General features: G+C 42.5%; 22 protein-coding genes. 16 read left to right on the top strand and 6 right to left on the bottom strand.

Going from position 1 to position 25,017, the window contains the following annotated elements:
* The first annotated feature begins 46 nt into the window (after positions 1-46).
* Positions 47-1,600 (top strand): aldehyde dehydrogenase family protein, encoded by a 1,554-nt coding sequence (locus FG28_RS05455; RefSeq protein WP_036380586.1) that lies wholly within the window; start codon positions 47-49, stop codon positions 1,598-1,600.
* 59 nt (positions 1,601-1,659) lie between these two features.
* Here FG28_RS05455 and FG28_RS05460 read toward each other — a convergent pair whose 3' ends face one another.
* Positions 1,660-2,424 carry a hypothetical protein gene (locus FG28_RS05460; protein WP_156102211.1) on the bottom strand — a complete coding sequence of 255 codons (765 nt, stop codon included), beginning with the start codon at positions 2,422-2,424 and terminating at the stop codon, positions 1,660-1,662.
* Positions 2,425-2,940: 516 nt separating this feature from the next.
* Here FG28_RS05460 and FG28_RS05465 point away from each other — a divergent pair.
* Positions 2,941-3,489: a hypothetical protein gene (locus FG28_RS05465; protein WP_036380589.1), complete on the top strand. Its 549-nt coding sequence runs from the start codon at positions 2,941-2,943 to the stop codon at positions 3,487-3,489.
* Here the strand turns inward: FG28_RS05465 and FG28_RS05470 are convergent, their stop codons facing one another.
* Positions 3,490-4,485 (bottom strand): acyl-ACP desaturase, encoded by a 996-nt coding sequence (locus tag FG28_RS05470; RefSeq protein WP_036380591.1) that lies wholly within the window; start codon positions 4,483-4,485, stop codon positions 3,490-3,492. It lies immediately after the preceding gene.
* 51 nt (positions 4,486-4,536) lie between these two features.
* On the bottom strand, positions 4,537-5,262 hold the full coding sequence (locus FG28_RS05475) for a metallophosphoesterase family protein (RefSeq protein ID WP_036380592.1): 726 nt from the start codon (positions 5,260-5,262) through the stop codon (positions 4,537-4,539).
* Between the two features lie 157 nt (positions 5,263-5,419).
* On the opposite strand from FG28_RS05475, the gene FG28_RS05480 reads away from it, so the two are divergent.
* Together FG28_RS05480 and FG28_RS05485 are read left to right on the top strand one after the other, a co-directional pair.
* Positions 5,420-6,364, top strand: a complete 945-nt coding sequence (locus tag FG28_RS05480) for a carbohydrate kinase (protein WP_036380593.1) — start codon at positions 5,420-5,422, stop codon at positions 6,362-6,364.
* 1 nt (position 6,365) lies between these two features.
* On the top strand, positions 6,366-8,291 hold the full coding sequence (locus FG28_RS05485) for an alpha-amylase family glycosyl hydrolase (protein WP_036380595.1): 1,926 nt from the start codon (positions 6,366-6,368) through the stop codon (positions 8,289-8,291).
* Here FG28_RS05485 and FG28_RS05490 read toward each other — a convergent pair.
* The 3 genes from FG28_RS05490 to FG28_RS05500 form a co-directional block, all read right to left on the bottom strand.
* A complete protein-coding gene (locus FG28_RS05490) occupies positions 8,288-9,424 on the bottom strand; it encodes an ATP-binding protein (protein ID WP_036380597.1) in 1,137 nt (378 codons plus the stop codon). The genes FG28_RS05485 and FG28_RS05490 overlap by 4 nt on opposite strands.
* 96 nt (positions 9,425-9,520) lie before the next feature.
* A complete protein-coding gene (locus FG28_RS05495; RefSeq protein WP_036380599.1) occupies positions 9,521-10,276 on the bottom strand; it encodes an SDR family NAD(P)-dependent oxidoreductase in 756 nt (251 codons plus the stop codon).
* An 11-nt stretch (positions 10,277-10,287) separates the two neighbouring features.
* Positions 10,288-11,160 carry an aldo/keto reductase family oxidoreductase gene (locus tag FG28_RS05500; protein WP_036380600.1) on the bottom strand — a complete coding sequence of 291 codons (873 nt, stop codon included), beginning with the start codon at positions 11,158-11,160 and terminating at the stop codon, positions 10,288-10,290.
* Between the two features lie 158 nt (positions 11,161-11,318).
* Between FG28_RS05500 and FG28_RS05505 the strand changes: the two genes are divergently transcribed.
* The 12 genes from FG28_RS05505 to FG28_RS05560 all read left to right on the top strand — a co-directional run bounded on the left by FG28_RS05505 (position 11,319) and on the right by FG28_RS05560 (position 25,015).
* A complete protein-coding gene (locus tag FG28_RS05505; protein ID WP_036380602.1) occupies positions 11,319-12,320 on the top strand; it encodes a MoxR family ATPase in 1,002 nt (333 codons plus the stop codon).
* Between the two features lie 68 nt (positions 12,321-12,388).
* A complete protein-coding gene (locus tag FG28_RS05510) occupies positions 12,389-13,255 on the top strand; it encodes a DUF58 domain-containing protein (protein WP_036380604.1) in 867 nt (288 codons plus the stop codon).
* Positions 13,256-13,311: 56 nt separating this feature from the next.
* Positions 13,312-14,916 (top strand): BatD family protein, encoded by a 1,605-nt coding sequence (locus FG28_RS05515; RefSeq protein WP_231562600.1) that lies wholly within the window; start codon positions 13,312-13,314, stop codon positions 14,914-14,916.
* Positions 14,917-15,915: a VWA domain-containing protein gene (locus FG28_RS05520; protein WP_036380608.1), complete on the top strand. Its 999-nt coding sequence runs from the start codon at positions 14,917-14,919 to the stop codon at positions 15,913-15,915.
* 3 nt (positions 15,916-15,918) lie between these two features.
* Positions 15,919-16,965, top strand: a complete 1,047-nt coding sequence (locus FG28_RS05525; RefSeq protein ID WP_036380609.1) for a VWA domain-containing protein — start codon at positions 15,919-15,921, stop codon at positions 16,963-16,965.
* Positions 16,958-17,845, top strand: coding sequence for a tetratricopeptide repeat protein (locus tag FG28_RS05530; protein WP_036380611.1), 888 nt, complete (start codon positions 16,958-16,960; stop codon positions 17,843-17,845). The genes FG28_RS05525 and FG28_RS05530 overlap by 8 nt, the downstream gene beginning before the upstream one ends.
* Positions 17,845-19,629, top strand: coding sequence for a BatD family protein (locus FG28_RS05535; protein WP_036380613.1), 1,785 nt, complete (start codon positions 17,845-17,847; stop codon positions 19,627-19,629). Before FG28_RS05530 ends, FG28_RS05535 begins: the two co-directional genes overlap by 1 nt.
* A complete protein-coding gene (locus FG28_RS05540) occupies positions 19,626-20,390 on the top strand; it encodes a tetratricopeptide repeat protein (protein ID WP_036380615.1) in 765 nt (254 codons plus the stop codon). The genes FG28_RS05535 and FG28_RS05540 overlap by 4 nt, the downstream gene beginning before the upstream one ends.
* A gap of 58 nt (positions 20,391-20,448) precedes the next feature.
* Positions 20,449-20,760 (top strand): hypothetical protein, encoded by a 312-nt coding sequence (locus FG28_RS05545; protein WP_156102212.1) that lies wholly within the window; start codon positions 20,449-20,451, stop codon positions 20,758-20,760.
* Positions 20,761-20,837: 77 nt separating this feature from the next.
* Positions 20,838-22,421, top strand: a complete 1,584-nt coding sequence (locus FG28_RS05550) for a SulP family inorganic anion transporter (protein ID WP_036380619.1) — start codon at positions 20,838-20,840, stop codon at positions 22,419-22,421.
* Positions 22,422-22,430: 9 nt separating this feature from the next.
* The gene (locus tag FG28_RS05555) at positions 22,431-23,057 is read left to right on the top strand and encodes a carbonic anhydrase family protein (RefSeq protein WP_036380621.1); all 627 of its coding nucleotides are present in this window, start codon (positions 22,431-22,433) and stop codon (positions 23,055-23,057) included.
* 104 nt (positions 23,058-23,161) lie between these two features.
* Entirely contained in the window at positions 23,162-25,015 is a 1,854-nt protein-coding gene (locus FG28_RS05560) for a SulP family inorganic anion transporter (RefSeq protein ID WP_036386200.1), read from the top strand.
* Positions 25,016-25,017 lie beyond the last annotated feature (2 nt).

Below are 25,017 nucleotides of genomic sequence, written 5' to 3' on the forward strand. Positions count from 1 at the left end.
TTGTAATTTTGAAAAAATATAACAATTCACGTTTAAAAAGTTATAAATGTTAGGAACTGCTATTGATTTTGGAATGGATAAAGCCCTAAAACAACTTGGGCTCACAGAAATAAATAATGGAACATCCACGGGAAAAGACTGGTTTTCCAACGGTGAAATCATCGAATCCTATTCACCCGTTGATGGCTCTCTTATTGGAAAAGTAAAAGCTACCACCCGGGAAGATTACGAAAAAGTCATCAGCACTGCACAAAAGGGCTTTAAAAGCTGGAGAACAATGCCGGCTCCACAACGCGGTGAAATTGTTCGAAAGTTTAATGACGAACTCCGCCGTTTAAAAGAACCGCTGGGCAAATTGGTATCTTACGAAATGGGAAAAAGCTACCAAGAAGGTTTGGGCGAAGTGCAAGAAATGATTGATATCTGTGACTTTGCCGTGGGCTTATCCCGTCAATTGCACGGGCTCACCATGCACAGCGAACGTCCTGGCCACCGTATGTACGAACAATACCACCCACTTGGTGTTGTGGGTATCATTTCTGCCTTTAACTTCCCAGTAGCCGTTTGGTCTTGGAATACTGCACTGGCATGGGTCTGCGGTGATGCCTGCATTTGGAAAGGATCAGAAAAAACCCCTATGACCTCTGTGGCTTGTCAAAATATTGCAGCTAGGATTTTCACTGAAAATGGTGTCCCAGAAGGAATTTCTTGTTTGATTACGGGAGATTACACCGTAGGTGAATTTATGACCAAAGATGAGCGCATTCCGTTGATTTCGGCTACGGGATCTACCCGAATGGGAAAAATTGTGGCCAAAACAGTAGGCGAGCGCCTAGGAAAGTCACTTTTGGAGCTTGGTGGAAACAACGCCATAATTGTCACCCCTGATGCCAATATTAAAAACACCGTTATTGGGGCCGTCTTTGGAGCGGTGGGTACGTGTGGACAACGGTGCACCTCAACCCGAAGACTAATTGTTCATGAAGATGTATACGACAAAGTAAAAAATGCCATTGTCAACGCCTATCAACAAATACGAATTGGAAATCCTTTGGATGAAAACAACCATGTTGGGCCGCTGATTGATAAGGACGCTGTAAAAAACTATTTGAGTGCCCTGGAAAAAGTTAAGGCTGAAGGTGGAAACATCTTGGTTGAAGGCGGTGTGCTTGAAGGTGAGGGTTATGAAAGTGGCTGTTATGTAAAACCTGCCATTGCAGAAGCCGAAAATCATTATGAGATTGTTCAACATGAAACCTTTGCCCCTGTACTTTACCTCTTAAAATATAGTGGTGATCTACAAAATGCTTTGGATATGCAAAACGGTGTTAGACAAGGTCTTTCATCGGCCATAATGACCAACAACCTACGTGAGGCTGAACGTTTTCTTTCGGTAGAAGGTTCGGATTGTGGTATTGCCAATGTAAATATCGGAACATCGGGTGCGGAGATTGGTGGTGCCTTTGGCGGGGAAAAAGAAACCGGTGGAGGTCGCGAAAGTGGTTCAGACGCATGGAAAATCTACATGCGAAGACAGACCAATACCATTAACTACACTACCGAATTACCTTTGGCACAAGGAATAAAATTTGATCTTTAATTAACTTGGAATATAAAAAGCCCGGTTCCCCGGGCTTTTTTTTGAACTTTTTGTTTACATTAATTTTCGGGAGCAATTCTTTTTACCAACTCATAGACGATGCTGTATTCAAAACCTCCCTCTGGCATTATCTCTCCCATTTTAGATTGGGAGATTACTTCTTGAAAATCAGGATCCATACCATCTGGGTTATACCTTAGATAGTTCATAACATCAGAAATTTTGTCGAAACCGTCCCAAGTAAGAACAGAGAATCTTGCCTGACTTCCACCAGGATAAACAACTGACATAAGTCCCCAAGATTTCATGCCCATTTTTCCTGCTTTAATGCTTTTTTCAAACATGGGCTTCCAAAGTTCTTTGTTTTCCTCAATAAATCCACCTCTGCTCTTTGGCATAGCATAGTTTACAATAGCGTACTTGTAATCACCAGGTATCATGTCCTCTATTTGAAGCCAATAGTCAAAGGTAATCTTGGCAAACGAATTGGTTTCTACCATGTCTGGCGAAACACCCATGGTCTGTACATTTTCGCTGGTCCAAACCTCACCTGGGTTGGCTTTTTCGAAACTTTCATAAGTGTTGACAAAAACATAGTTTGGAGCACCTTCCTCGGTTACGCCAACTTTTCTCCAAAGCGACCAAGTGGCCATCTTACCTTGATCAATAGCCGCTTGGGCCACCTTAGCCCAATACTTGGTTTCTTTCTCAACAAATTCAGCCTCCCTGTCTCCTGGAACTGCCCTATATTGCAAATAGGCTACTTGTCCAAAAGAACAGATTGCAAGTGTTAATGCGATAGTTGTTAATAGTGTTCTTTTCATCCTTATGGATTTTTAGTTTGTTCTCCTATAAGGTACAGAAAATCAATTCTATTTAACACTTTATTAACATATTGTTAACGTTTTGTTAAACAAGAAATGGCGGTATATTAAAATAAAGTCGCCCATCTAGGACGAACACTGGATGGGCGATCTTTAAAAAACCAACTTAACTAACTCAAAATTAATTTGATTAAACCCTATTCCAATGCCGGAACTTTGTCGGGAGAAATAGGGTTTCTTACCTAATATTTGATGCAAATTTCACAATATTTCTGTGAGTTTTTAGAAGCTATCTTATCAGTGGTCATAAAAAGTGTATGGTTGGTATTTTTTGGTTGATTTTCTGGTTTCATTTTTTGGAATTTTCAAGAAACCACCTTAAGTTCTTAAAGTTAAATTCGGAATTTTAAGATTTTTTTAATATTTTAAAGTTTGAATTCCCAAATCTCCCAAGCCCTTATTTTAATGCTTTGGCTTTTTTGGATACAACTGAATGTATCTTCCAAATGATAGCCAATGAATACTGATATGATGGACATTTTTTTTTGGGTCGTTTTAGCCATTGTTTGTATTACAATTGGCGTAGTGGGGTATTTTCTCGGCAAGGCAAACAAATCCAAAGAAACAGATGATTCTTCCCTGATCAAAAAACTTGAAATTGAGAATGCAAAACTCAGGGCTGATCTTGAGATTTGTGAAAAACGAGTTGCTTCGGCTGAAAAACCCAAACCCCGGTCCGTTTCTGCAACCCCCATAGCCACCCCTTCATTTGATGCGAAAGCTGCCAAGGCAGCATTGGGAAAAAAGGTTCAAAAAGACGACCTGAAAATCGTAGAGGGCATTGGCCCCAAAATCCAGGAGCTCTTTCACAATTTTGATATTAAAACTTGGAAAGCCCTTTCGGAAACATCGGCCAACAAATGCCAAGAAGTCCTCGATTCGGGGGGAAAACGGTACAGGATACACGACCCGGCCTCATGGCCCATGCAGGCCAAAATGGCCCACGAAGGTCATTGGCAACAACTGCACGAATGGCAAGAAAAACATAGGGCGGGCAAGTTTTAGCTACAGCATTCCGTTGGCCTCAACCCATTTAAACTTATACTGATCTTGTGAAAATTGCATCCGTTCGGAAATGCGCTGTAACCTGTCCGGAAGTTTCATCAGGTAATCCCTGGCCTTTTCCGCTTGATCCGAAAGTCCTCTTAAATGGCCTATGGCCCAATATTCGTTCAATTTTTTGAGGATATCAATATAATCTTGTGCCGTATAAACCCCCAAGCGCTGTGCACAATTGGAAAATTGCTCGAATGCAGCACCCATACTTTCACCTGATTCTCTCAAGAAATGGGCGGGCATCACAATTTTCTTCTTCATCATTTCGGCAAAGGCTATGACCATTCCATTGGGATCGTGTTCCAAAATGGTCTTCACAAATTCTCGGTATGCCAAATGGTGGCGCATTTCATCTCCCGCAATAATACTGCACATCTTCCCCAAAAGTCCATTGCTCTTTTTCTTTGCCATCATCCCCACACGCTTATGTGAAATATTGGTGGCCAATTCTTGAAAGGTAGTGTACACAAAGTTTTTATAGGGGTCCCTGTCGGTTCCAATGTCAAACCCATCTGAAATTAAATGCTGTGTAGTGATTTCCACCTCGCGCATGTTGACCCTTCCTGATAAGTACAAATATTTGTTCAGTACATCACCATGACGGTTTTCTTCCGCGGTCCATGCCCGCACCCACTTGCTCCAGCCATTCTCACGGCCACTGTGTTGATCAATTCCTTCCACATCCATTAACCAGGATTCGTAAGTGGGTAAGGCTTCTTCGGTAATGGTATCGGCCACAAGGGTTACCCAAAAATCATAACCCAGTTCCTTGGCCTCTCCCCTAATCTGTTCTATTTGGTCATAGAAATCATCGCTTTGGGAATCGGGCAAAAAATCGGTGGGTTGCCATATTTTTTCTGTTGGAATCAAAAACGAATCCATAAACCCTTCTACTTTTGGTTCTATGGCTTGCATTACTTCCAATCGGATATTCTTTATAGACATATAGTGTTTTTTAGTTGTTAATCAAGGTTTTTGAAATCTGGCGTTGGATATTTAGTTTCTACCCCGCTCTCCGGGATAAAAGGTATGGACCGGATCACTTTGCCAAAACTCTTTGGTCTCCACATCCATCATGGTAAGTCCTCCCATAAAAGCAGCCCCCGTATCCACGTTCCATACATTGGCCTCTTTCTGTGGAGGAACCGCCTTGCTTTTGGACAAAGGGGTGTGGCCGATGAAGACCTCCTTGTAGTGGGTCAGCCTTTTAGGAAATTTGGGGTCTTTTGGCTTTAAATTTGAGTCAATCGCCGTGGCCAACTCCCATAAGGTCCTATCCCAATAAAAGGATTGCTCAAAATATTCAAAATCTATGCCCTTTAAATTGGTGTACCCGGCATGAAGGTACAATCGGTTGTCATCGGCGAGATAGTAATTTTTCAAGCTTGCATAAAAATCAAGATGTGAACTCCAATCCTCTCTGTTGTCCCTTAAATAAGAATCTCGTGTCGCCGTGCCTCCATGGGCCAACCACTGCGGATTTTCTCTTTTGGTCAACAACCAGTCCCTGCACAGTTCATCATGGTTCCCCCGAATAAAAGTGCAATTAAGCTCTTTTTTTAAATCAATCAAAAAGTCAACGGTTTCCACGGCAGTACTCCAAGCATCTACATAATCCCCCAAAAAAATAAGGTGGTCCTTTGGGGTGACTTTGGCTCCGGATATAAGTTGTTCCAACGCCCTTAATCCAGAATGGATGTCCCCCACAACCAATGTTCGCATAGAAAAATTTTTTACAAAAATACGGACAAAACAACCCTTTGATACGAAATTAAACCTAAAGTTTTGCAAACGCCAATAACATGATTCTTCTAAAAGCTGTCATCTTTTTTGGTCAACGAAGAATTTTCTATGTACATTAGGTTATTGCATAGCGAAAATGAAAAAGGTATTCTGCATTGGTGAATTATTGATAGATTTTGTTGCCGAAAAGCAAGGAAGTGACCTGTCCAAAGCTACCGAGTTTACCAAGAAAGCGGGTGGTGCCCCTGCCAATGTGGCCTGTGCCATATCCAAACTAGGTGGGAGAAGTGTTTTTTTGGGCTGTGTTGGTGATGACCCTTTTGGGCGCTTTTTGCTGAATGTGCTCAAAACCGAAGGGGTTGACATTTCCATGGCACAAAAATCCAAGACCTTTACCACTTTGGCCTTTGTCTCACTTGCTGAAGACGGAGAACGCGATTTTGTGTTCAGCAGGGGTGCAGACAAGGAGCTTGTATACGATCCCTCCTTACGAAAAAATCTTAAGGATAACATTCTACATTTGGGTGCTGCCACTGCATTGTTGGGAGGGTCTTTGGAAAAAGCGTATGGAAAGTATCTTTTTGATGGCCTTACCAAAGACATGTTCGTCAGTTTTGACCCCAACTACAGAAGCGACCTGTGGAAAGAAAATGAAGAACAGTTCATTAAAAAATGTATGCCATTTATTGAAAAATCCCATTTGTGCAAGTTCAGTTTGGAAGAAGCACAATTACTTTCGGGAAAGAGCGACACTAATGAGGCATGCGATTTTTTTCATAAAATGGGGGCCAAAATCATTACGGTTACCATGGGCAAAGAAGGTACTTTATTAAGCGTAAATAACTCCAAAAAAGTAATTCCCAGTATTTCGGTCAACCCGGTGGACACCACCGGCGCAGGGGATGCCTTTATTGGATGCCTGTTGTACCAAATTTCCGATTTGGGCAACTTTGACCCCGTTTTTGAGAATCACGCTTTGTTGGAAAACATGGTAGCCATGGCCAATAGGGCCGGTGCCATTACCACCACCAATTATGGAGCCATTCCATCCCTGCCCACCAAAGACCAGTTGGAAAATTAAAATGAACCAAACAGAATTACATCGGCTGGTATCCAAACAGTTCAAAACAAAAGACCCCAAGGCGCTTTTTGATCTACGCTTGGCCACAAACCTAAGTCTCATACAACAATTGTTCTTCTCTTTATATCCAGAGGAGCAATACAAAGAAGCTTTTAAAAAGTTGCTGAATCAACTCCCAAAATTATTTGTATCTCGACCGGATGAATTAAAAAAACAGGATCTTGAACGATTGCAATCAGGCAATTGGTACCAGTCCGAGAAGCTCATGGGAATGCAATTGTATGTGGAGCATTTCAACAAAGACCTAAGAGGCCTTCAGCAAAAAATTCCTTACTTAAAAGAGCTTGGCGTTAACTTTTTGCACATGATGCCAATTACCACTAGGCCGAAAGGAGAAAATGATGGAGGATATGCTGTAAACAGCTATCATGAGGTCGACAAAAAGTACGGCACCAAAGAAGACCTATTGGAACTTACAGCGGAGTTTAGAAAACAGGGCTTGTTTTTAATGCTGGATTTTGTGGTGAACCATACCTCAAACGAGTTTTCCTGGGCCAAAAAAGCCATGAATGGGGACAAGAAATATCAGGGATATTACTACACTTTTGAGGATGATACCATTCCGAAGGAGTACGAAAAATCGCTTCCAGAAGTGTTCCCCGAAACCTCGCCGGGCAACTTCACCTACATACCGGAAATGGATAAATGGGTCATGACGATCTTCAACAGCTATCAATGGGACCTCAATTACACCAATCCCGAAGTTTTTATGCAGATGTTGGCCAATCTGGTGAAAATGGTCAACATGGGCGTGGATGTGGTTAGGTTTGATGCATTGGCTTTCCTTTGGAAAAAAATGGGCACTATTTCCCAAAATCTCCCGGAGGCACATAATCTTATCGCCCTTTTTAGAATGTGCCTGCAAGTCGTGGCTCCGGGGACCATACTTTTGGCTGAAGCTATTGTGGCTCCCACGGACATTGTTAAATATTTTGGAGAGGGACAAAAAGAGGGCAATGAATGTGAAATTGCGTACAATGCCTCTCTCATGGCACTTTTGTGGAATTCCATTGCCACCAAAAAGACACAACTCCTCTACAAAAGTTTGGCCCATGTACCTGCCAAGCCCAAAGATTGTACCTGGATCAATTATATCCGTTGCCATGATGATATTGGTCTCGGGTATGAGAATGCCTTGATCCACGAACTGGGATGGAATCCAGAAATGCACCGGAAATTTTTGTTGGACTACTACTGCCAACGATTGGAGTGGTCACCCGCCACGGGACAAGTATTCATGTATAACCCAAAAACCGGGGATGGACGAATTGCTGGAAGTGCCGCATCACTTTTGGGATTGGAAAAAGGACTGGCCCTAAAAGACCAAGTGGTTATTGAGCAATCCATTGCAAAAATTATCATGCTACATGGAATAACTTTGGCCTTTGGTGGTATTCCATTGATATATGCCGGAGACGAAATTGGCACTTTGAACGATTATTCCTTCCTTAAGGACGAATCCAAAAAAGATGACCGCAGATGGCTCAACCGGCCCAAGCAAGATTGGGATGTCATTGCTCTATTGGACAGTCAAAATTTACCCCAATCCAAAATCTTCCATACCTTACAAAGATTGATTCAAATCCGAAAGGAAAACCCCGTTTTTGCGGACCACAATGACGTGCAGCTCTACCATACCGGAAATGACCACATCCTTGTTTTTGAAAGGAGCCACAATAAAAAAGGGCTTTTGGTGGTCTGCAATTTTGATTCAAATCCTCAGGTCATTGAAACCAGTTGGATCAAAAAATTGGGGTATTTTGCCCAAGGCGACCCCAAGGATTTGGTTTCTGGCCAAAAGATCATTATCAACAGCGGTCTCTTGGAAATACTGCCCTACCAGATGCTTTGGCTGAAAAGGGACTAATTGTACCTCACTTTTCTAAGAATACGCTGCGATTCCTTTAAGGATTGATACACGTTGTCATCATACGCCTTAAGGATAGATCTAGAGCGGTCCATTTGTTCTTTTGCCTCTTCAAATCCATTCAAATAGCAGATGAGATAGGTGGCCGGCAGATGGGTAAGGTCAGCTTGTTCGGAAGGTGTCAGTGCGATTTGTTTTTCCAGTTTTTGGAGGAGGGCATTGTTGGTATTGTACACGTGGTACAAGGTCTTTTTGTCATATTGCGGTGGTTCAAACACCAATTTGCTGTTGATGGTATACTTGCCGTTTTCAGAAAATGTGATCATCAATTCTTCCAGGGGGTAATATTTTTGCTGAGACCCTAATCCCAATTGCACATACTCCAAAGTTTGGAACGAATCATCATCGTAAGTAATGGTGATTTCATCCAAAGCGGAGTAGAAAAGTTTTACCTGCTCATTGATGAGTTCTATATCAACCCTTGAATAATAGGTTTTGTTCTTTACTTTTTTCTTGTTTCCCGCCCAACAGACCACAAACTGCTCTTTAAAGACTTTATAATCACTTGTAAGATCGGGATGCCTTGTGTTCATAAAGTTGATTACGGCATCCAAAGTAAGCTCAATATTGTTTCGGGCATGTTGCTCTATGGTTGCCACGGCTTGAGAGTTGATATCTTTCAACTCAATATCAAAGGCTTTGGGCAAGCTAATGCTTCCCTCCCTGAAGAAAACAGCTCCTCCGTAATATTTCCAGATATTTTTACGAAGGGCACAGACCTTTCCGTTTGACCGGATGGTGACCAAACCCACAACTTTCCCTTCGGGTAAATGGGGGAATGGAATGTTTTCATAAGAAATGATGGGTGGGTTATCCAAATAGGCATTAACCAAATTCTGAATCTTACTGTCGTCAAAAAAGTCTACCCCCACAATTTCATTATCGGCATCTTCCACTCCAATAACAATAAAGCTATTATTCTTTGGGTTGCTGTTGGCCAAAGCACAGACGTGCTTTAGAAATTTGGCCTTCCCCTCTTTTTCACCTATGGATATAAAACGCTTCTTGTCGTAAAAACTGTTCTCGTCGTTATGTGCTAAAAGATTCTTTACCAGTAGGCGTTTGTTGATCATAACACAAGATTTCGGGATTCGGGATTCGAGTTCAATGCTGAAAGAGCCTCAATCATTTTTTTTCTTTCTGTCCTTTTTCAATTCACAACTCAAAAGCTATTTCTTATTGACAACAGTACAACTTGCTTGGGCTGTGGGTAAGACCATTAAATCAGCAATATTGACATGATAAGGCCTGGTAACCACAAAAAGAATGATATCTGCAATATCCTCAGCCACTAAAGGTTGCAATCCATCATAAACTTTATTGGCTTTATCCGTATCACCCTTAAATCGCACATCGCTAAATTCGGTCTCCACCATTCCCGGGTTTATAGCCCCTACTCTAATTCCGTGTGAGTTTAGGTCAATGCGCATTCCTTGGTTTAGGGCATCCACTGCAAACTTGCTGGCACAATAGACATTTCCATTGGGATACACTTCCTTTCCGGCTATAGATCCAATGTTGATGATATGCCCTGCCTTACGTTCCACCATTTGGGGCAATATGGCCTTGGTCACATACAGTAATCCTTTCACGTTAATGTCCAGCATTGCATCCCAATCGTCCAAGCTTCCCTTGTCAATGGGATCTAAGCCATGAGCGTTTCCAGCATTGTTGATTAAGATGTTGATAGGTGTGAATGCTTCCGGCAGACTCTGAATGGCCGCGAAAACCGCCTTACGGTCCCGTACATCAAAACTCAGGGAATGGACTTTCACCGTTTTTCCCAAAGTTTCTTTCAATTCATCCAAACGCTCTTGCCGGCGTCCACAGAGTACCAGATTAAACCCTTGCTTTGCAAAAATTTCAGCGGTGGCCTTACCAATTCCGCTGGTGGCTCCTGTAATAAGTGCAATTTTCTCCTTCATATTATTCGTTTTTAAGGGACATCATGGCCTTGGCTTGCCACCAAAAGCGCAAACCAATCCTGAAGTTCCAAATCCAATTCCATGGCCTTTGCGGCCAAGGTTATCCGTTCTTTATTTGTGGTCCCAATGACAGGAAATACCTTGGCCGGATGTTTCAATATCCAAGCCAAGAGCAACTGACTTTCATCAGCATCATATTTTTCCATCAAAGGTTTCATGGTTTTTTTTATTCGCTTGGTCTGTTCGGTTTTTTCCCGGAACATGCTTCCCAGTGGGCTCCAGGCCATCGCCATTCTTTTGTTGGCGATACAATCATCAAAAGTGCCATCGTACATGGGGTCATCATGTGTCAATGAAAACTCCACTTGGTTCCCCGAAACTGGAATTGCCGTTTCCAACATGGTGATTTGGGAAGGTGTAAAATTGGAAACACCAAAGGCTTTGATCTTTCCACTTTCCAGCAGTGAATTGGCAGCTTCTGCCATTTCATAAGGTTCCATTAATGGGCTCGGTCTGTGCATCAGCAGTAAATCCAAATAATCCGTGTGGAGTTTTTTCAAGGATTGTTCCGCCGACCAGATGATATACTCCTTGTTGTATTGATAATGATTCAACCGATTGTCCCGTCCCCTTGTCATTTGGATGCCACATTTGGAAATCAATTGAATAGCTGAACGTTTGATTCCACTTTCAGCAAAGGCATTACCAAAATCCGCTTCGGTGGAATAGCTCCCGTAAATATCAGCATGGTCAAAGGTGGTCAATCCAACATCAATGCAGTGGTGCATTAAATCGATCATTTCATTTTTGGAAAGTTTTTTGCCCCAACTTCCCCATGTCATTGCTCCAGCTATAATTCTGGAATACGTATCTGTCTGTTGCATATAGGGTGAAAGTATAAAAATAAACCCTTAAATCCTTCATAAAACTAGGGGTTTACCATTTTTTTTAACCATTAATTAACAGGCGAATTTTAAATAAATTTTCATTTTGCACCCCTTAGCTAAAACACCAACACAAACACCAAATAACAAAGCTTCATATGGAAGAAAACACTACTATTGATATTAGTGCTGTGAATGAGAAAATTGCCCAGGAAAGTGCTTTTATCGACCTTTTAAAGGTTGAAATGAACAAGGCCATTGTAGGGCAGACCCACATGGTTGAACGATTGCTTATTGGTCTTTTGGGCCAAGGCCATATTCTTTTGGAAGGTGTTCCCGGACTCGCAAAAACACTGGCCATCAATACACTGGCCAAAGCGGTAAAGGGGAGTTTTAGCCGAATTCAGTTTACTCCCGATCTTTTGCCTGCAGATGTTATTGGTACGTTGATCTACAACATCAAGGAGAATGACTTTTCCATTAAAAAGGGACCCATTTTTGCCAATTTTGTTTTGGCGGATGAAATCAACAGGGCCCCCGCCAAAGTGCAATCAGCTTTGCTGGAGGCAATGCAGGAAAAGCAAGTGACCATTGGGGATGAAACTTTTAAATTGGCCCCGCCGTTTTTGGTGATGGCCACCCAGAACCCTGTGGAACAAGAAGGTACCTACCCTCTTCCTGAAGCGCAGGTGGACCGTTTTATGCTAAAGACCGTTATTGATTATCCCAAGCTCAACGAGGAGCAGCTCATCATCAGACAAAACCTTAAGGGTGCCCACGAGCCTGTGAAGCCCGTGGTGACTTTAAAGCAGATTTTGAGTGCCCAAGAGGCCGTTCGGGACGTTTACATGGATGAAAAAATAGAAAAATACATTCTGGATTTGGTATTCGCTACCCGATACCCAGAAAAATACAATCTAGAAAACCTTAAACCCCTGATCAGTTTTGGTGCCTCTCCAAGGGGAAGTATCAACTTGGCCAATGCATCCAAATGCTACGCTTTCATTAAAAGAAGGGGGTATGTAGTCCCTGAAGATGTAAGGGCGGTGGTCCATGACGTATTGCGTCATCGTATTGGAATAACCTATGAGGCCGAGGCGGAAAACATTACTTCAGAAGAAATCATCAACAAGATTGTAAACGAGGTAGAGGTACCGTAACGGTTCAATGTTTCTCGGTAAAGTAAAAACATACTTTAACCAACCAGAAAGCTTATTCCTTGAACCCAATGGATACAAAAGAACTACTTAAGAAGGTACGAAAAATTGAGATTAAGACCCGGCGTCTTTCCGACCATATTTTTGGTGGGGAGTACCATTCTACCTTTAAGGGAAGGGGTATGACCTTCAGCGAGGTTCGGCAATACCAATTTGGGGACGATGTTCGGGCCATCGATTGGAACGTTACAGCCCGCTACAACGAGCCTTTTGTAAAGGTTTTTGAGGAAGAACGCGAACTCACCATGATGCTCATGGTTGATGTGAGTGGCTCGGAACTCTTCGGGACCGCCAACCAGTTCAAGAAGGAAATCATTACCGAAATCTCAGCTACGCTGGCTTTTTCGGCCTTACAGAACAATGATAAAGTGGGTGTGATATTATTTTCGGATGAAGTTGAACTTTTTATCCCGCCTAAAAAAGGAAAAAGTCACGTTTTACGAATCATTCGTGAGCTTTTGGAATTCAGCCCAAAAAGCAGTCGCACCAACATTGCCGAAGCCTTAAAGTTCCTTACCAATGTGATGAAGAAAAAGGCCATCGTATTCATGTTGTCCGATTTTATTGCGGATAAATACAACAATACGCTTCGCATTGTGGGCAACAAACACGATGTTACCGGCATTCGGGTGTATGACGAGCGTGAAGAATCAATTCCCAATTTGGGCATGGTGCAAATGCAGGATGCCGAAACCGGAACACTACAGCTCGTCAATACCCAATCCAAAAAGGTGCGGAATGCGTATGGCCAATTCCACAAGGACAAAGTGAATTATTTTATGGATTCCTTTACCAAGTCTGGCTGTGGGGTTATCAATTGCAGGGTGGATGAAAGCTATGTGCGAAAATTGTTGGGCTATTTTAAACGAAGAGGATAATGCAAGTTGAAAATTCAAAGTTGAAAATTCAAAATGTCCCAACACAATTTGTGTTGATGACGCTGCTATGCCTTTTGCTATTCCCACTTTCCGGGTTTTCACAGCGCAATCCCAACATTGATGTGGAATTAGACACCCTTTCCATAAAAATTGGAGAGCAAATTCAATACAAGATTACCGTTGAAGCCGATTCCACCGATGTGGTCCATTTCCCAGAAGGACAGACCTTCTCTCCATTGGAAACCGTTGAGGCCATTATTGGGGACACGATAAAAAACAATGATAAGGTCACGCTTCAGCGCATTTACGCGCTTACGCAATTCGACAGTGGCGCCTATACCATCCCTCCGCAACGGATTGCCATCAACGAACAGCCCTTTTTCACGGATTCGTTCAACATAAAAGTGGCCGATGTAGCCGTGGATACCACCAAACAAAAGATGTACGACATCAAGCCCTTGATGCAGGTGGAAAAAAGTTATGCCAAACTTTGGAAAACATTATTGTGGATTCTTTTGGCCTTGATTATTGTTGGTGGACTGGTGTATTGGTTCTTCCTCAGAAAAAAACCGCTCACCGAAGAAGAAAAAGAAGCACTTCTTCCTCCCTATGATCGTGCGTTGTTGGAACTCAAAAAACTGGAAAACTCCAGATACCTGATCCAAGACGAGTACAAAAAGTACTATTCCGAGCTTACCGATATCGTGCGGATGTACTTGGAAGATGAGGTCCATGTTTCTGCCATGGAAAGTACCACCGGTCAATTGATCACCAAATTGGAAATGCTTCGGGATGCAGGGGAACTCAAAATTGATGATGATACCCTCGCTCAGTTTAAAAAAATATTGGAGACGGCGGATTTGGTAAAATTTGCCAAGTCAAAACCAGCAACTTCGGTGGCCGAGCAGGATCGGAAATTGGTGGAAGAAATTGTGGTAAAAACCCATGACGCCCTTCCAGAACCCACCGAAGAAGAATTGTTGCTGAACGAGGAATATTTGGAAGAACTTGCCAGAAAAAAACAACGGAAACGTATCTATTGGGCCGCAGCCATTTTTGCTGGATTGGTTATTATTGGCGGAGGTATCTCCGTGGCTTACTTCGGGTTCAAACAGGTGCGGGATTCCGTATTTGGATATCCCACAAAAGAACTATTGGAAGGTGAATGGGTCTCCAGTTCGTATGGTTTTCCTCCCGTGGAATTGGAAACGCCCGATGTGCTTATCCGCCAAGAGGTGAAGCTCCCTCCCGAAACCGAAGAGTTGATCAAAGAACTACAAAGTTTTTCTTATGGAAGTTATGTGGGCATTTTTTCTGTATCCACAAGCTCGGTGACCTATAAAGAAGAAAAGGACCCCGATTTTAATGCGGCTGTTGGATTAATCTTGTCCAATTTTGAAAAATTTGGGCTTAAAAACATCATCACCAAACAAGAGGAGTTTGTGACGCAATCTGGTGTAAAAGGATTAAAAACCTACGGTACCGGAACTCTGGATGTCCCTGGAAGCAGCGAATCCAAAAGGGCCAAGTACAACATTCTTTCGTTCGGTGGAAAAGGGTTTATGCAACAAGTGGTCATCACCTGGGAAGATGGTGATGACTACGCAGAACAAATTGTAGACCGAATATTGAACAGTTTAGACGTAAAAACACAGGTATAGATGTTTGAAAATATAGAATTTGCAAATCCACAGTTTTTCTGGTTGCTCTTATTGCTTCCATTGGCTTTGCTATGGTATTTTTTCAAACGAAAGAATGAAATGGCATCCTTACGGATTTCCAGCATAAAGGGTTTTTCGGTCAATAACTGGGCCGCTCAAATAAAACCCGCTCTTTTTATCCTACGGTTGTTGGCGCTGGCTGCCATTATCACGGCTATGGCTCGGCCTCAGACCGAAGATATTTCAACCCGTACCAAGACCACAAAAGGGATTGATATCGTCATGGCCATCGACGTATCCTCCAGTATGTTGGCCCGCGATTTAAAACCCAACAGGCTTTCCGCCCTAAAGGAAGTGGCTGCCAATTTTATCAAAGAGCGCCCCAATGACCGAATTGGGTTGGTGGCCTATGCAGCAGAAAGCTATACCAAAACACCTATCACCAGTGATAAGGCCATTGTGCTCAGTGCACTGCAGCAAATCACCTACGGTGAACTGGAAGATGGAACGGCCATTGGCATGGGATTGGCCACCGCGGTAAACCGATTGAAGGAAAGTAAGGCCATCAGTAAAGTCATCATTTTATTGACAGACGGCGTTAACAATTCTGGGTTTATTGAGCCGAAAACTGCCGCTGATCTTGCCGTGGAATTTGGAATAAAAACCTATACCATTGGATTGGGAACCAATGGAAATGCACTTACACCAGTGACCTACAACCGGGATGGCACCTATAGATATGGCATGCGCCAAGTGGAAATTGATGAAGAGCTACTCAAAGAAATCGCACAGGTGACCGACGGCAAATATTTTCGGGCCACGGACAATGAAAAACTGAAGGAAATCTATGAGGAAATCAACAGTTTGGAAAAAACAGAAATAGAGGAATTCAAATATTACAAATACGAAGAGAAATTTAGACCCCTCATTTTTTTGGCGGGAATCTTGCTATTATTGGAATGGGGATTGCGTAATTCCGTATTCAAAAGTTTTATTTAGGAAATGATTCAGTTTGACGAAAAAATATACTTCTACCTCTTGGGCATTATTCCGATAATGGTCCTGGCCTTCTTTTTTCTTCAACTCTGGAAAAAAAGGACCCAGCGCCAGTTTGCGGATACCAATTTGTTGAAGCGATTGGCCCCGAACAAGTCGAGTTTTAAATCGGCCTTAAAGCTGATTTTCCTCTTGGCCGGACTTTCATTTCTCATTTTGGGATTGGTGAACCCAAAAATAGGCACGAAACTGGAAACCGTTAAGCGCGAAGGGGTCGACATTGTCTTCGCTGTGGATGTTTCAAAAAGTATGTTGGCCGAGGACATTGCTCCAAACCGGTTGGAAAAAGCCAAACGATTGGTTTCTGAAATCATCAACCAATTGGCAAGTGATAGAATCGGGATCATTGCCTACGCTGGGCAGGCGTATCCCCAATTGCCCATCACCACGGATTATGGGGCGGCTAAAATGTTCCTGCAGAGCATGAACACCGATATGTTGTCCTCGCAAGGTACCGCCATTGATGCTGCCATCGACTTGGCCAGCACCTATTATGATGATACCGAGCAGACCAATCGGGTGCTTTTCATTGTTTCGGATGGGGAAGATCATTCCGAAGATAACACGGTGAATGCGGTGGACAATGCCACACAAAATGGAATCCGGGTCTTCACCATTGGCGTTGGAAAAGCCAAGGGAGCCCCAATTCCCATCAAAAGAAATGGGGTGGTGGAAAGTTTAAAGAAAGACAACCAAGGAGAGGTGGTCATCACCAAATTGAACGAAGCCATTTTATCAGAGGTTGCCAATAGAGGAAATGGAGAGTATATTGATGGTTCCAATACCGAACAGGCAGTGGAATACATCAAAGACTTATTGAACCAAATGGACAAAACGGAATTTGAAGCCAAGCAGTTTGCCGAGTACAAAGATCAATTTCAATGGTTTCTCGCTGCAGGCTTTTTATTTTTATTTTTGGATATCTTCCTCTTGGACCGAAAAACACAATGGTTGAAAAAACTGAATCTTTTTAATGAGCATGATGATGAATAAGACAAGATTGCTGTTCGGCCTTTTATGCTGTGTGGGAATTACCTATGCACAAGACGAAATTGTGGACAAAGAGGCTGAAAAAGCATTAAGGACTTCCACAAATCTCACTTACGAGGCCAATGAAGAACTTACCGCTAACGATTTTATAACGGCAGAAGCCGTTTTAAGAAGAGCTATATCAAAAAGCAAAGAAAATGTGATCGCCCCTTTTAATCTGGGAAATGCTTACTACAACCGGGAAAGTTATGGAGAAGCTTTTGGGCGATACAAACAGGCAGGTGAATCTGCAGAGGAAAAACCTACAAAGCACAAGGCCTTCCACAATATGGGCAACGTCTTCATGAAAAACAAGGAATATGAAAAAGCTGTGGAAGCCTATAAGGAGGCTTTGCGCAGTAACCCCAATGATGATGAGACCCGGTATAATCTAGCACTGGCCAAGAAAATGCTGGAAAAGCAACAAGACGAGCAAAAGAACGACCAGAACCAAGATAATAAGGACAATCAGGATCAGCAAGATCAAGACAAAGACCAGAACCAAGACCAAAACAACGAAGGGGACAACGACAAGCAGGACGAGGGAAAACAAAACGAGGACGAGAACAAGGATAAGGGTGATGAAGGTGAGAATGGGGAGGATAAGCCTGAAGAAAACCAAAAAGGAGACGGAGACGAGAAAAAAGAACAGGAGAAGAAACCCAATCAAGGAGATCAACCTGAAGAACAGGAACAGGAGCAAAAACCACGACCTAATCAGCTCTCCAAACAGCAAATACAGAATCTACTAGAGGCCATGCAAAACGAAGAGAAGAAGGTGCAGGAAAAAATGGAGGCCATGAAAGTAAAGGGCAAAAAAATTAGAAACGAAAAAGACTGGTAATGCACAGGTTGAGGGGCAAAATAGCGTTGTTTTTAGCTGCGATTTTTTTTGTGGCCCACTCTTCCCATGCCCAAGATGATGAGGTTTCCTTTGAGATGAACCTCAGCAAGGAAAAACTGGGCATTAACGAGCGGCTCCGGGTAGAATTTACCATGAACAAAGACGGGGACAATTTTACCCCACCTCCCTTTGAAGGATTTAAGGTGGTCATGGGACCTTCACAATCCATCAGTTCCTCATGGATCAATGGAAAGCGTACCTTCTCCAAAACCTATTCCTATATTTTGGTGCCTACGGCAAGGGGTAATTTTACCATAAATCAAGCTACCATAGAAATTGGTGGGGAAACCTATAAAACCCTTTCTAAAACTGTGGAGGTGACCGCCGCTGTGGACAAGCCCAGTGACCAAAAAACGGTGGACGATGTTGCGGATGAGAGTCTTCATTTAGTAGCGGAAGTTTCCAAAGGAAATCCATACCTCAATGAGGCAGTCACCGTCATTTATAAGCTGTATGTGAGTCCTAACATCAGTGTTACCAATTACAGACCGTTGGACAATCCCAAATACAATAATTTTTGGAGCCAAGAGATTCCAGTGACCAAGCATACGGCCCAAAATGGCACTTACGAAGGCAAGCCCTACAGATATGTCATCTTAAAAAGAATGGTACTTTATCCGCAAAAGGCGGGGCAGTTGGAAATTGAGCCTCTTTCCCTGGAAATTTTTGTGGACGTACCCACCAATCGTCGGGACTTTTTTGGAGGTCGAATCTATACACAGACCAGTAAAACGGTATCTGCAGGTAGAAGGACCATCAACGTAAAACAACTGCCTGAGAGTGGAAAACCGGCCAATTTTGGCGGTGCTGTTGGTGATTTTGAATTCTCTGTTACTGCCAGCAAGACCCAATTGAATGCTTCGGAATCGCTTCAGGCTGTGGTTGAGGTTTCGGGAAAAGGAAACCTAAAGCTCTTCCAGCTTCCAGAACCGGAACTTCCCAGCTCCCTTGAGGTATATGAACCCGAATACGAAGAAAATATTCAAACGTATACCTCTGGTATGGAGGGCAAGGTGAGCAACAACTATACGATTGTGCCTTCATTCAGGGGGAAATATCCCATCCCCAGCATTCCCTTCAGTTATTTCAATCCGAATACCGGGAAATATGTGACCCTAAACTCCGAGGAAATCAATATTGAGGTATTGGAAGGGCCAACCAGTGCCTCTTCCAACGCTATTACGGGAACGCCATCAAATCAGCAATTGGTAGTGCCCACCGGAAAACAATTCCACTTTATAAAGCTGAGCCCTAACCTTAGCCCCATTGGTGTAAATTATTTCTTTGGTTCCAACACCTTTTATTTGCTCCTGTTTGCTCCTTTACTGTTGATTCCAATCGCTATTTTTTCCTTTAAGAAAAGAGAAGCCATTGCCCGTGATGTGGAAGGTAACAAGGTGAAACAAGCCAACAAACTGGCCAAAAAATACCTATCCACCGCTAAAAAGGAACTGGGCAACAAAGAGGCCTTTTATGTGGCGTTGGAAAAGGGTCTGCACAATTATCTAAAGGCCAAACTAAAAATTGAAACCTCAGAGTTCAGTAAAGAGAAAATCACATCCATTTTACAGGACAAAAAAATTGACACAAAAGATGTGGAAGGTTTTATTGCTTTGCTAAAAAGTTGCGAAATGGCACGTTACAGCCCATTTTCTGATGTGCAAATGCAAAATGATTATGACAAGGCCAGCGAAGTAATCTCTAATTTGGACAAGCAATTATGAATCTAAAAAAGTTGATTGTTGTATTAGGTCTCTTTTCATTTTCCTTGGGGTTTTCCCAAAACGAGAGCCTATTTGACCAAGCCACAGAGCATTACAATAAAGGAGAATATTCCAAGGCCATAGAGAATTACAAGCAAATCCTGGAAAACGGTGAACATTCGGCACAACTTTATTTTAATCTTGGAAATTGCTACTACAAACAGAATGCCATAGGCCCCAGTATTTACTATTACGAAAAAGCGTTGTTGTTGGACCCCACTGACAGTGAGATCATCAATAATTTAGGATATGCCCAGAATATGCGATTGGATGCCATTGAAGAAATGCCAAAAACCGAAATCTCCCAAATCTACAATACGGTAGTGAACCTTTTTTCTTTTGACCAATGGGCCTATTTGGCAGTTACCCTCATCTTTTTGTTCGTACTAGCCTATTTAGCATATTTTTTTCTCCGATATGCCAATCAAAAACGAATAGCTTTTGTAACCAGTATCTTTTCACTGGCTTTGGCGGTGGTATGTGTATTAATGGCCTACCTACAATTCCAAGGGTTTAAAAACGATAACCCTGCCATAGTTTTTAGTAAGGAAGTTCAGGTTTCCTCCGAACCCAATTACAATAGCGAAAATGTTTTTACCTTACATGAAGGCACCAAAGTTAACGTTATGGACCATTTGGACGATTGGAGTAAAATAAGGATAGCAGACGGCCAAACTGGATGGTTGTTGACCGATAATATTAAGTTGTTAAAGGATTTTTAAAACTTATTTAACAAAAAGTAATGGTCTTCCCTCTTATTTTTACGCAAAACGGTACCGTGTGTTAAGAACAATTGCATTTCCTTTTGTTTCTGTGTTGCTGATATTCTCCTTATTGGCCTCACCCCTTATACCATTTTTGGACAAGGAATTTAGTAAAACCCTTGTTTTGTCCGCGGAAGAAGAAAAAAGCAGCAAAAAAGAAGAGTCAGAGAAAAAATTTGATGAAAAGGATTTCTTCATCAAAAATTACTTTGCCGTTTCTTCGGACTTTCTTGCTCAAGATAAACATTATACAACGGCCGGATATTTATTCCCCGTATTGGAATATACCGTTGAGATACTTGACCCTCCCCCCAGGAGATTGATTTAATACTTCCCAAACATTTGAATCAATTTCTAACCGTCTTCAAACAATCTTACACTTGAAGGCACAACTAACTAATTATTATGTTCAAGTATATTAAAAACGACTTGCCTGCCAGTATTGTGGTCTTTTTTGTGGCACTTCCCCTTTGTTTGGGTATTGCCCTGGCCAGTGGCGCTCCTCTATTTTCCGGACTTATTGCCGGTATTATAGGGGGTATTGTGGTAGGTTCACTCAGTGGTTCCCAAATTGGGGTAAGCGGACCGGCCGCAGGACTTGCCGCTATAGTATTGACAGCAATCGGCACCCTGGGGGGTTATCAAAATTTCCTGGTGGCCGTAGTTTTGGGTGGAATCATCCAAATTATCTTCGGATTGCTAAAAGCCGGGGTAATTGCCTATTACTTTCCCTCCTCGGTGATCAAAGGAATGCTTACCGGAATTGGGATTATCATCATTCTAAAACAAATTCCCCACTTTTTCGGCTATGACTCCGATCCTGAAGGAGATTTTGCATTCTTTCAAGTAGATGGTGAAAACACCTTTAGTGAAATTATTAATTCCATTAATTTTATTAGCCCTGGGGCCACCATAATTGCTGTGATAGCATTGGCCATCCTTATTTTATGGGACAGGGTCTTGAGTAAAAAAGCAAAAATATTTCAGCTGATACAAGGTCCCTTAGTAGCTGTGGTATTGGGAATTGTTTATTTTGTAATTACCCAAGACAACCCTTCGTGGGCTATTTCAAAAGAGCATTTGGTAAGTGTTCCCGTTCCCGATAGCCTTGAATCTTTTGCCGGCTTGTTGAGTTTTCCCAATTTCTCGGCCATTTCAAATCCAGAGGTTTGGATCACTGCCTTTACCGTTGCATTGGTAGCCAGTTTGGAAACCCTATTGTGTGTTGAGGCCACTGATAAATTAGATCCCGAAAAACGAGTAACCCCTACCAATAGGGAGTTATTGGCCCAAGGGGTGGGGAACACCTTCTCCGGTTTGGTTGGTGGTTTGCCCGTAACCCAGGTTATTGTGCGTAGTTCAGCCAACATACAGTCTGGAGGTAAAACCAAAGCTTCCGCCATTATCCATGGCTTTTTCTTGTTGGCATCTGTTATGTTGATTCCAACATTACTTAATATGATACCATTATCCGTTTTGGCGGCGATTCTATTTATTGTAGGTTTTAAATTGGCCAAACCAAGTTTGTTCAAGACCATGTACGATGCTGGTTGGAAACAGTTTGTCCCTTTTGTGGTGACTGTAGTGGGCATTGTGTTCACTGATTTATTGATAGGAATTGGGTTAGGATTGGGTGTTGGTATTGTGGTCATCTTGATCAAAAGCTATCAAAACTCCCACTTTCTCCATATTGAAGATAAAAGCAATGGAGCACACAAAATAAAAATGACCTTGGCCGAAGAAGTAACTTTCTTCAACAAGGGAGCGATCTTGAAGGAGCTTGATCGTATACCAGAAAACTCCTATCTTGAATTGGATGTTCGAAAGACCAGATATTTGGACAATGATATTGTAGAAATCTTGGAAGATTTTTCAAGCAAGGCCAAAAGTAGGAATATTGATATAAAACTTATTTCTGAGAGAGGGGAGGTTGAAAACCCCCCGAGTTATATAGAATTTTTTAATCTAAGACCGAAAAAATCGGCATAAAATATTGATATGAAAGCACACACCAAAGAAACACAAGCCACCATGACGCCCCAAAAAGCGCTCCAGTTTTTGAAGGAGGGCAATGAGCGTTTTCAACAGAATTTAAAGGCCAACAGAAATCTTTTAGAGCAAGTAAATGATACTAAAGATGGCCAATTTCCATTTGCGACCATTCTAAGTTGTATTGATTCCAGAGTCTCCGCTGAATTGGTTTTTGATCAAGGCCTTGGAGACATTTTTAGTGTAAGGATTGCGGGTAATTTTATAAACGAGGATATTTTGGGCAGTATGGAGTTTGGCTGTAAATTGGCCGGAACCAAGGCAATTGTTGTTCTAGGCCATACCAGTTGTGGTGCCATAAAAGGCGCTTGTGACCATGCACGCCTGGGCAACCTTACCAAACTCATCAATAAGATTGAGCCTGCAGTTGCAGCTGTTCCAGAACCAGCAGATGAAGCTTTGAGAACATCCAAGAACCTTGATTTTGTGGATGCCGTCGCCATTAAAAACGTTGAAATGGCCATAGCGGATATCCGGAAAAGAAGTGAGGTCCTAAAAGAGATGGAGGACAATGGAGAAATTGCCATTGTGGGTGCCATGTACGACATCTCGGATGGTAAAGTGACATTTTTGTAGCCTCTTTTTTAACAATCCATTGAAAGGGCCGATGATCTTAAGATCATCGGCCCTTTTGTATGGTAAAATTAGTATCTTCAAACTACACAACCGAAACCAATCCAATGTTTAAACATTTAAAGGGAGATTTATTTGGAGGCATTACCGCAGGAATCGTGGCATTACCTTTAGCACTTGCTTTTGGGGTAAGCTCCGGACTTGGCCCCAGTGCCGGTTTATATGGCGCTATTTTCATAAGTTTTTTTGCAGCCCTTTTTGGAGGCACCAATACTCAAATTTCTGGCCCCACGGCACCTATGACTGCCGTAAGTATGGTGGTTATTGCGGGAATAGTGGCCATAAATGATGGGGACATCAACCAAGCCCTACCAGCTATCCTAACAATTTTTCTTTTGGCTGGACTTATGCAAATAGGTCTCGGGCTCATCGGCTTGGGAAAATATATTAAGTACATTCCATACCCCGTGGTCTCCGGATTCATGACCGCCATTGGAGTCATCATTTTAGTCACACAAATACTGCCCGCCGTAGGCTATTACCCCAAGGAAGATGACACATATGTAGACCAGTTTATGCCCGAGGCAGAGGAAAGAATCTTAGAGAATATACTCCAAGAAGAAGCTGGCGAAGGCATTCTGGTTTTGGAGAATTTTGAGGAGACCATTAGAAGAGCCAAAAATATTACTTCAGCTGACATGCAAAAGGAAGCCAGTACCTTGGCGGCCAAGGATGCTTCTGGGGTTGTTGGCACATTTAGAGTGCTGCCCCGTGCCCTAATGAATATAAACTGGTTGGAACTTGGACTTGCTTTGGCCACCATTCTTATCATTTATGGTTTTAAACGCATTACCACAGCTGTTCCCAGTACTTTAGTGGCCCTTATTGTTGTTTCTGGAGCCGCTTTTGGATTTGGATTGGAGTATCGCCCTATTGAGCAGATTCCAAGTGGATTGCCCATTCCCAATTTGGAAATCTTCACTGGCTTTCAGCTTAGCTCAATTACCCCCTATATTTTTACGGCTCTTACCTTGGCCTTGCTCGGAGCCATTGACTCCTTGCTTACCTCAGTGGTAGCCGATAACATGACCCAAACCAAGCACAAACCCAATAAAGAATTGGTGGGGCAAGGCATTGGAAACAGTATTGCTGCCGTTTTTGGAGGCCTTCCCGGAGCGGGGGCCACCATCAGAACCGTGGTCAACATTAATTCGGGAGGCAAAACAAAACTATCCGGTATGATCGCTGGTGTCCTACTCCTTATCATTTTATTGGCCCTTGGGCCGGTGGCATCCCAAATTCCCGCTGCAGTTTTGGCTGGTATCTTGGTGACAGTGGGTATCGGGGTAATGGATTATAGGGGATTAAAAGCGATTCCCCATCTTCCCAAAGACATAAAACTGGGACCATTAAAGCTGAGTTCAGAAGTGATTATTATGTTGGTTGTGATGGTGCTTTCTTCAGTATGGAACCTTGTTTATGCCGTTGGAATTGGCTTGGTGATCGCCTCCTTAATGTTCATGAAAAAAATTGGGGACCTTACCGCACAAAGATCCGATGTTAAACCCCTGCGCGAAGAAGCATGGTCCGATGAAAAAAATCTTCCGGCCAAAATCAAGGAAGAAGTTTTTATAAAACATATTAAAGGCCCCTTGTTTTTTGGCTCTACCAATGAGTTTCAGCAGTTGGCCTCCCAAATTCCCCATAACGCTTCAACCGTAGTCATCCGAATGGGAAGAATGCAGTATATGGACCAATCTGGATTGTATGCCATGGAAGATGTACTGCAAGATCTTTTGCGAAAAGACATCACTGTGCTTTTGGTCAATATTTTGGACCAACCCAAATATATGATGGAGCGTATTGATATTATCCCCGATCTCATCCCCCATGAACATATCTTTGAAAATTTCAAATCTTGTATGGCCTGGATAGGTGACAATAATAAACCCGAATCATAGCC

Source organism: Muricauda sp. MAR_2010_75, assembly GCF_000745185.1.
Lineage (GTDB): Bacteria > Bacteroidota > Bacteroidia > Flavobacteriales > Flavobacteriaceae > Flagellimonas.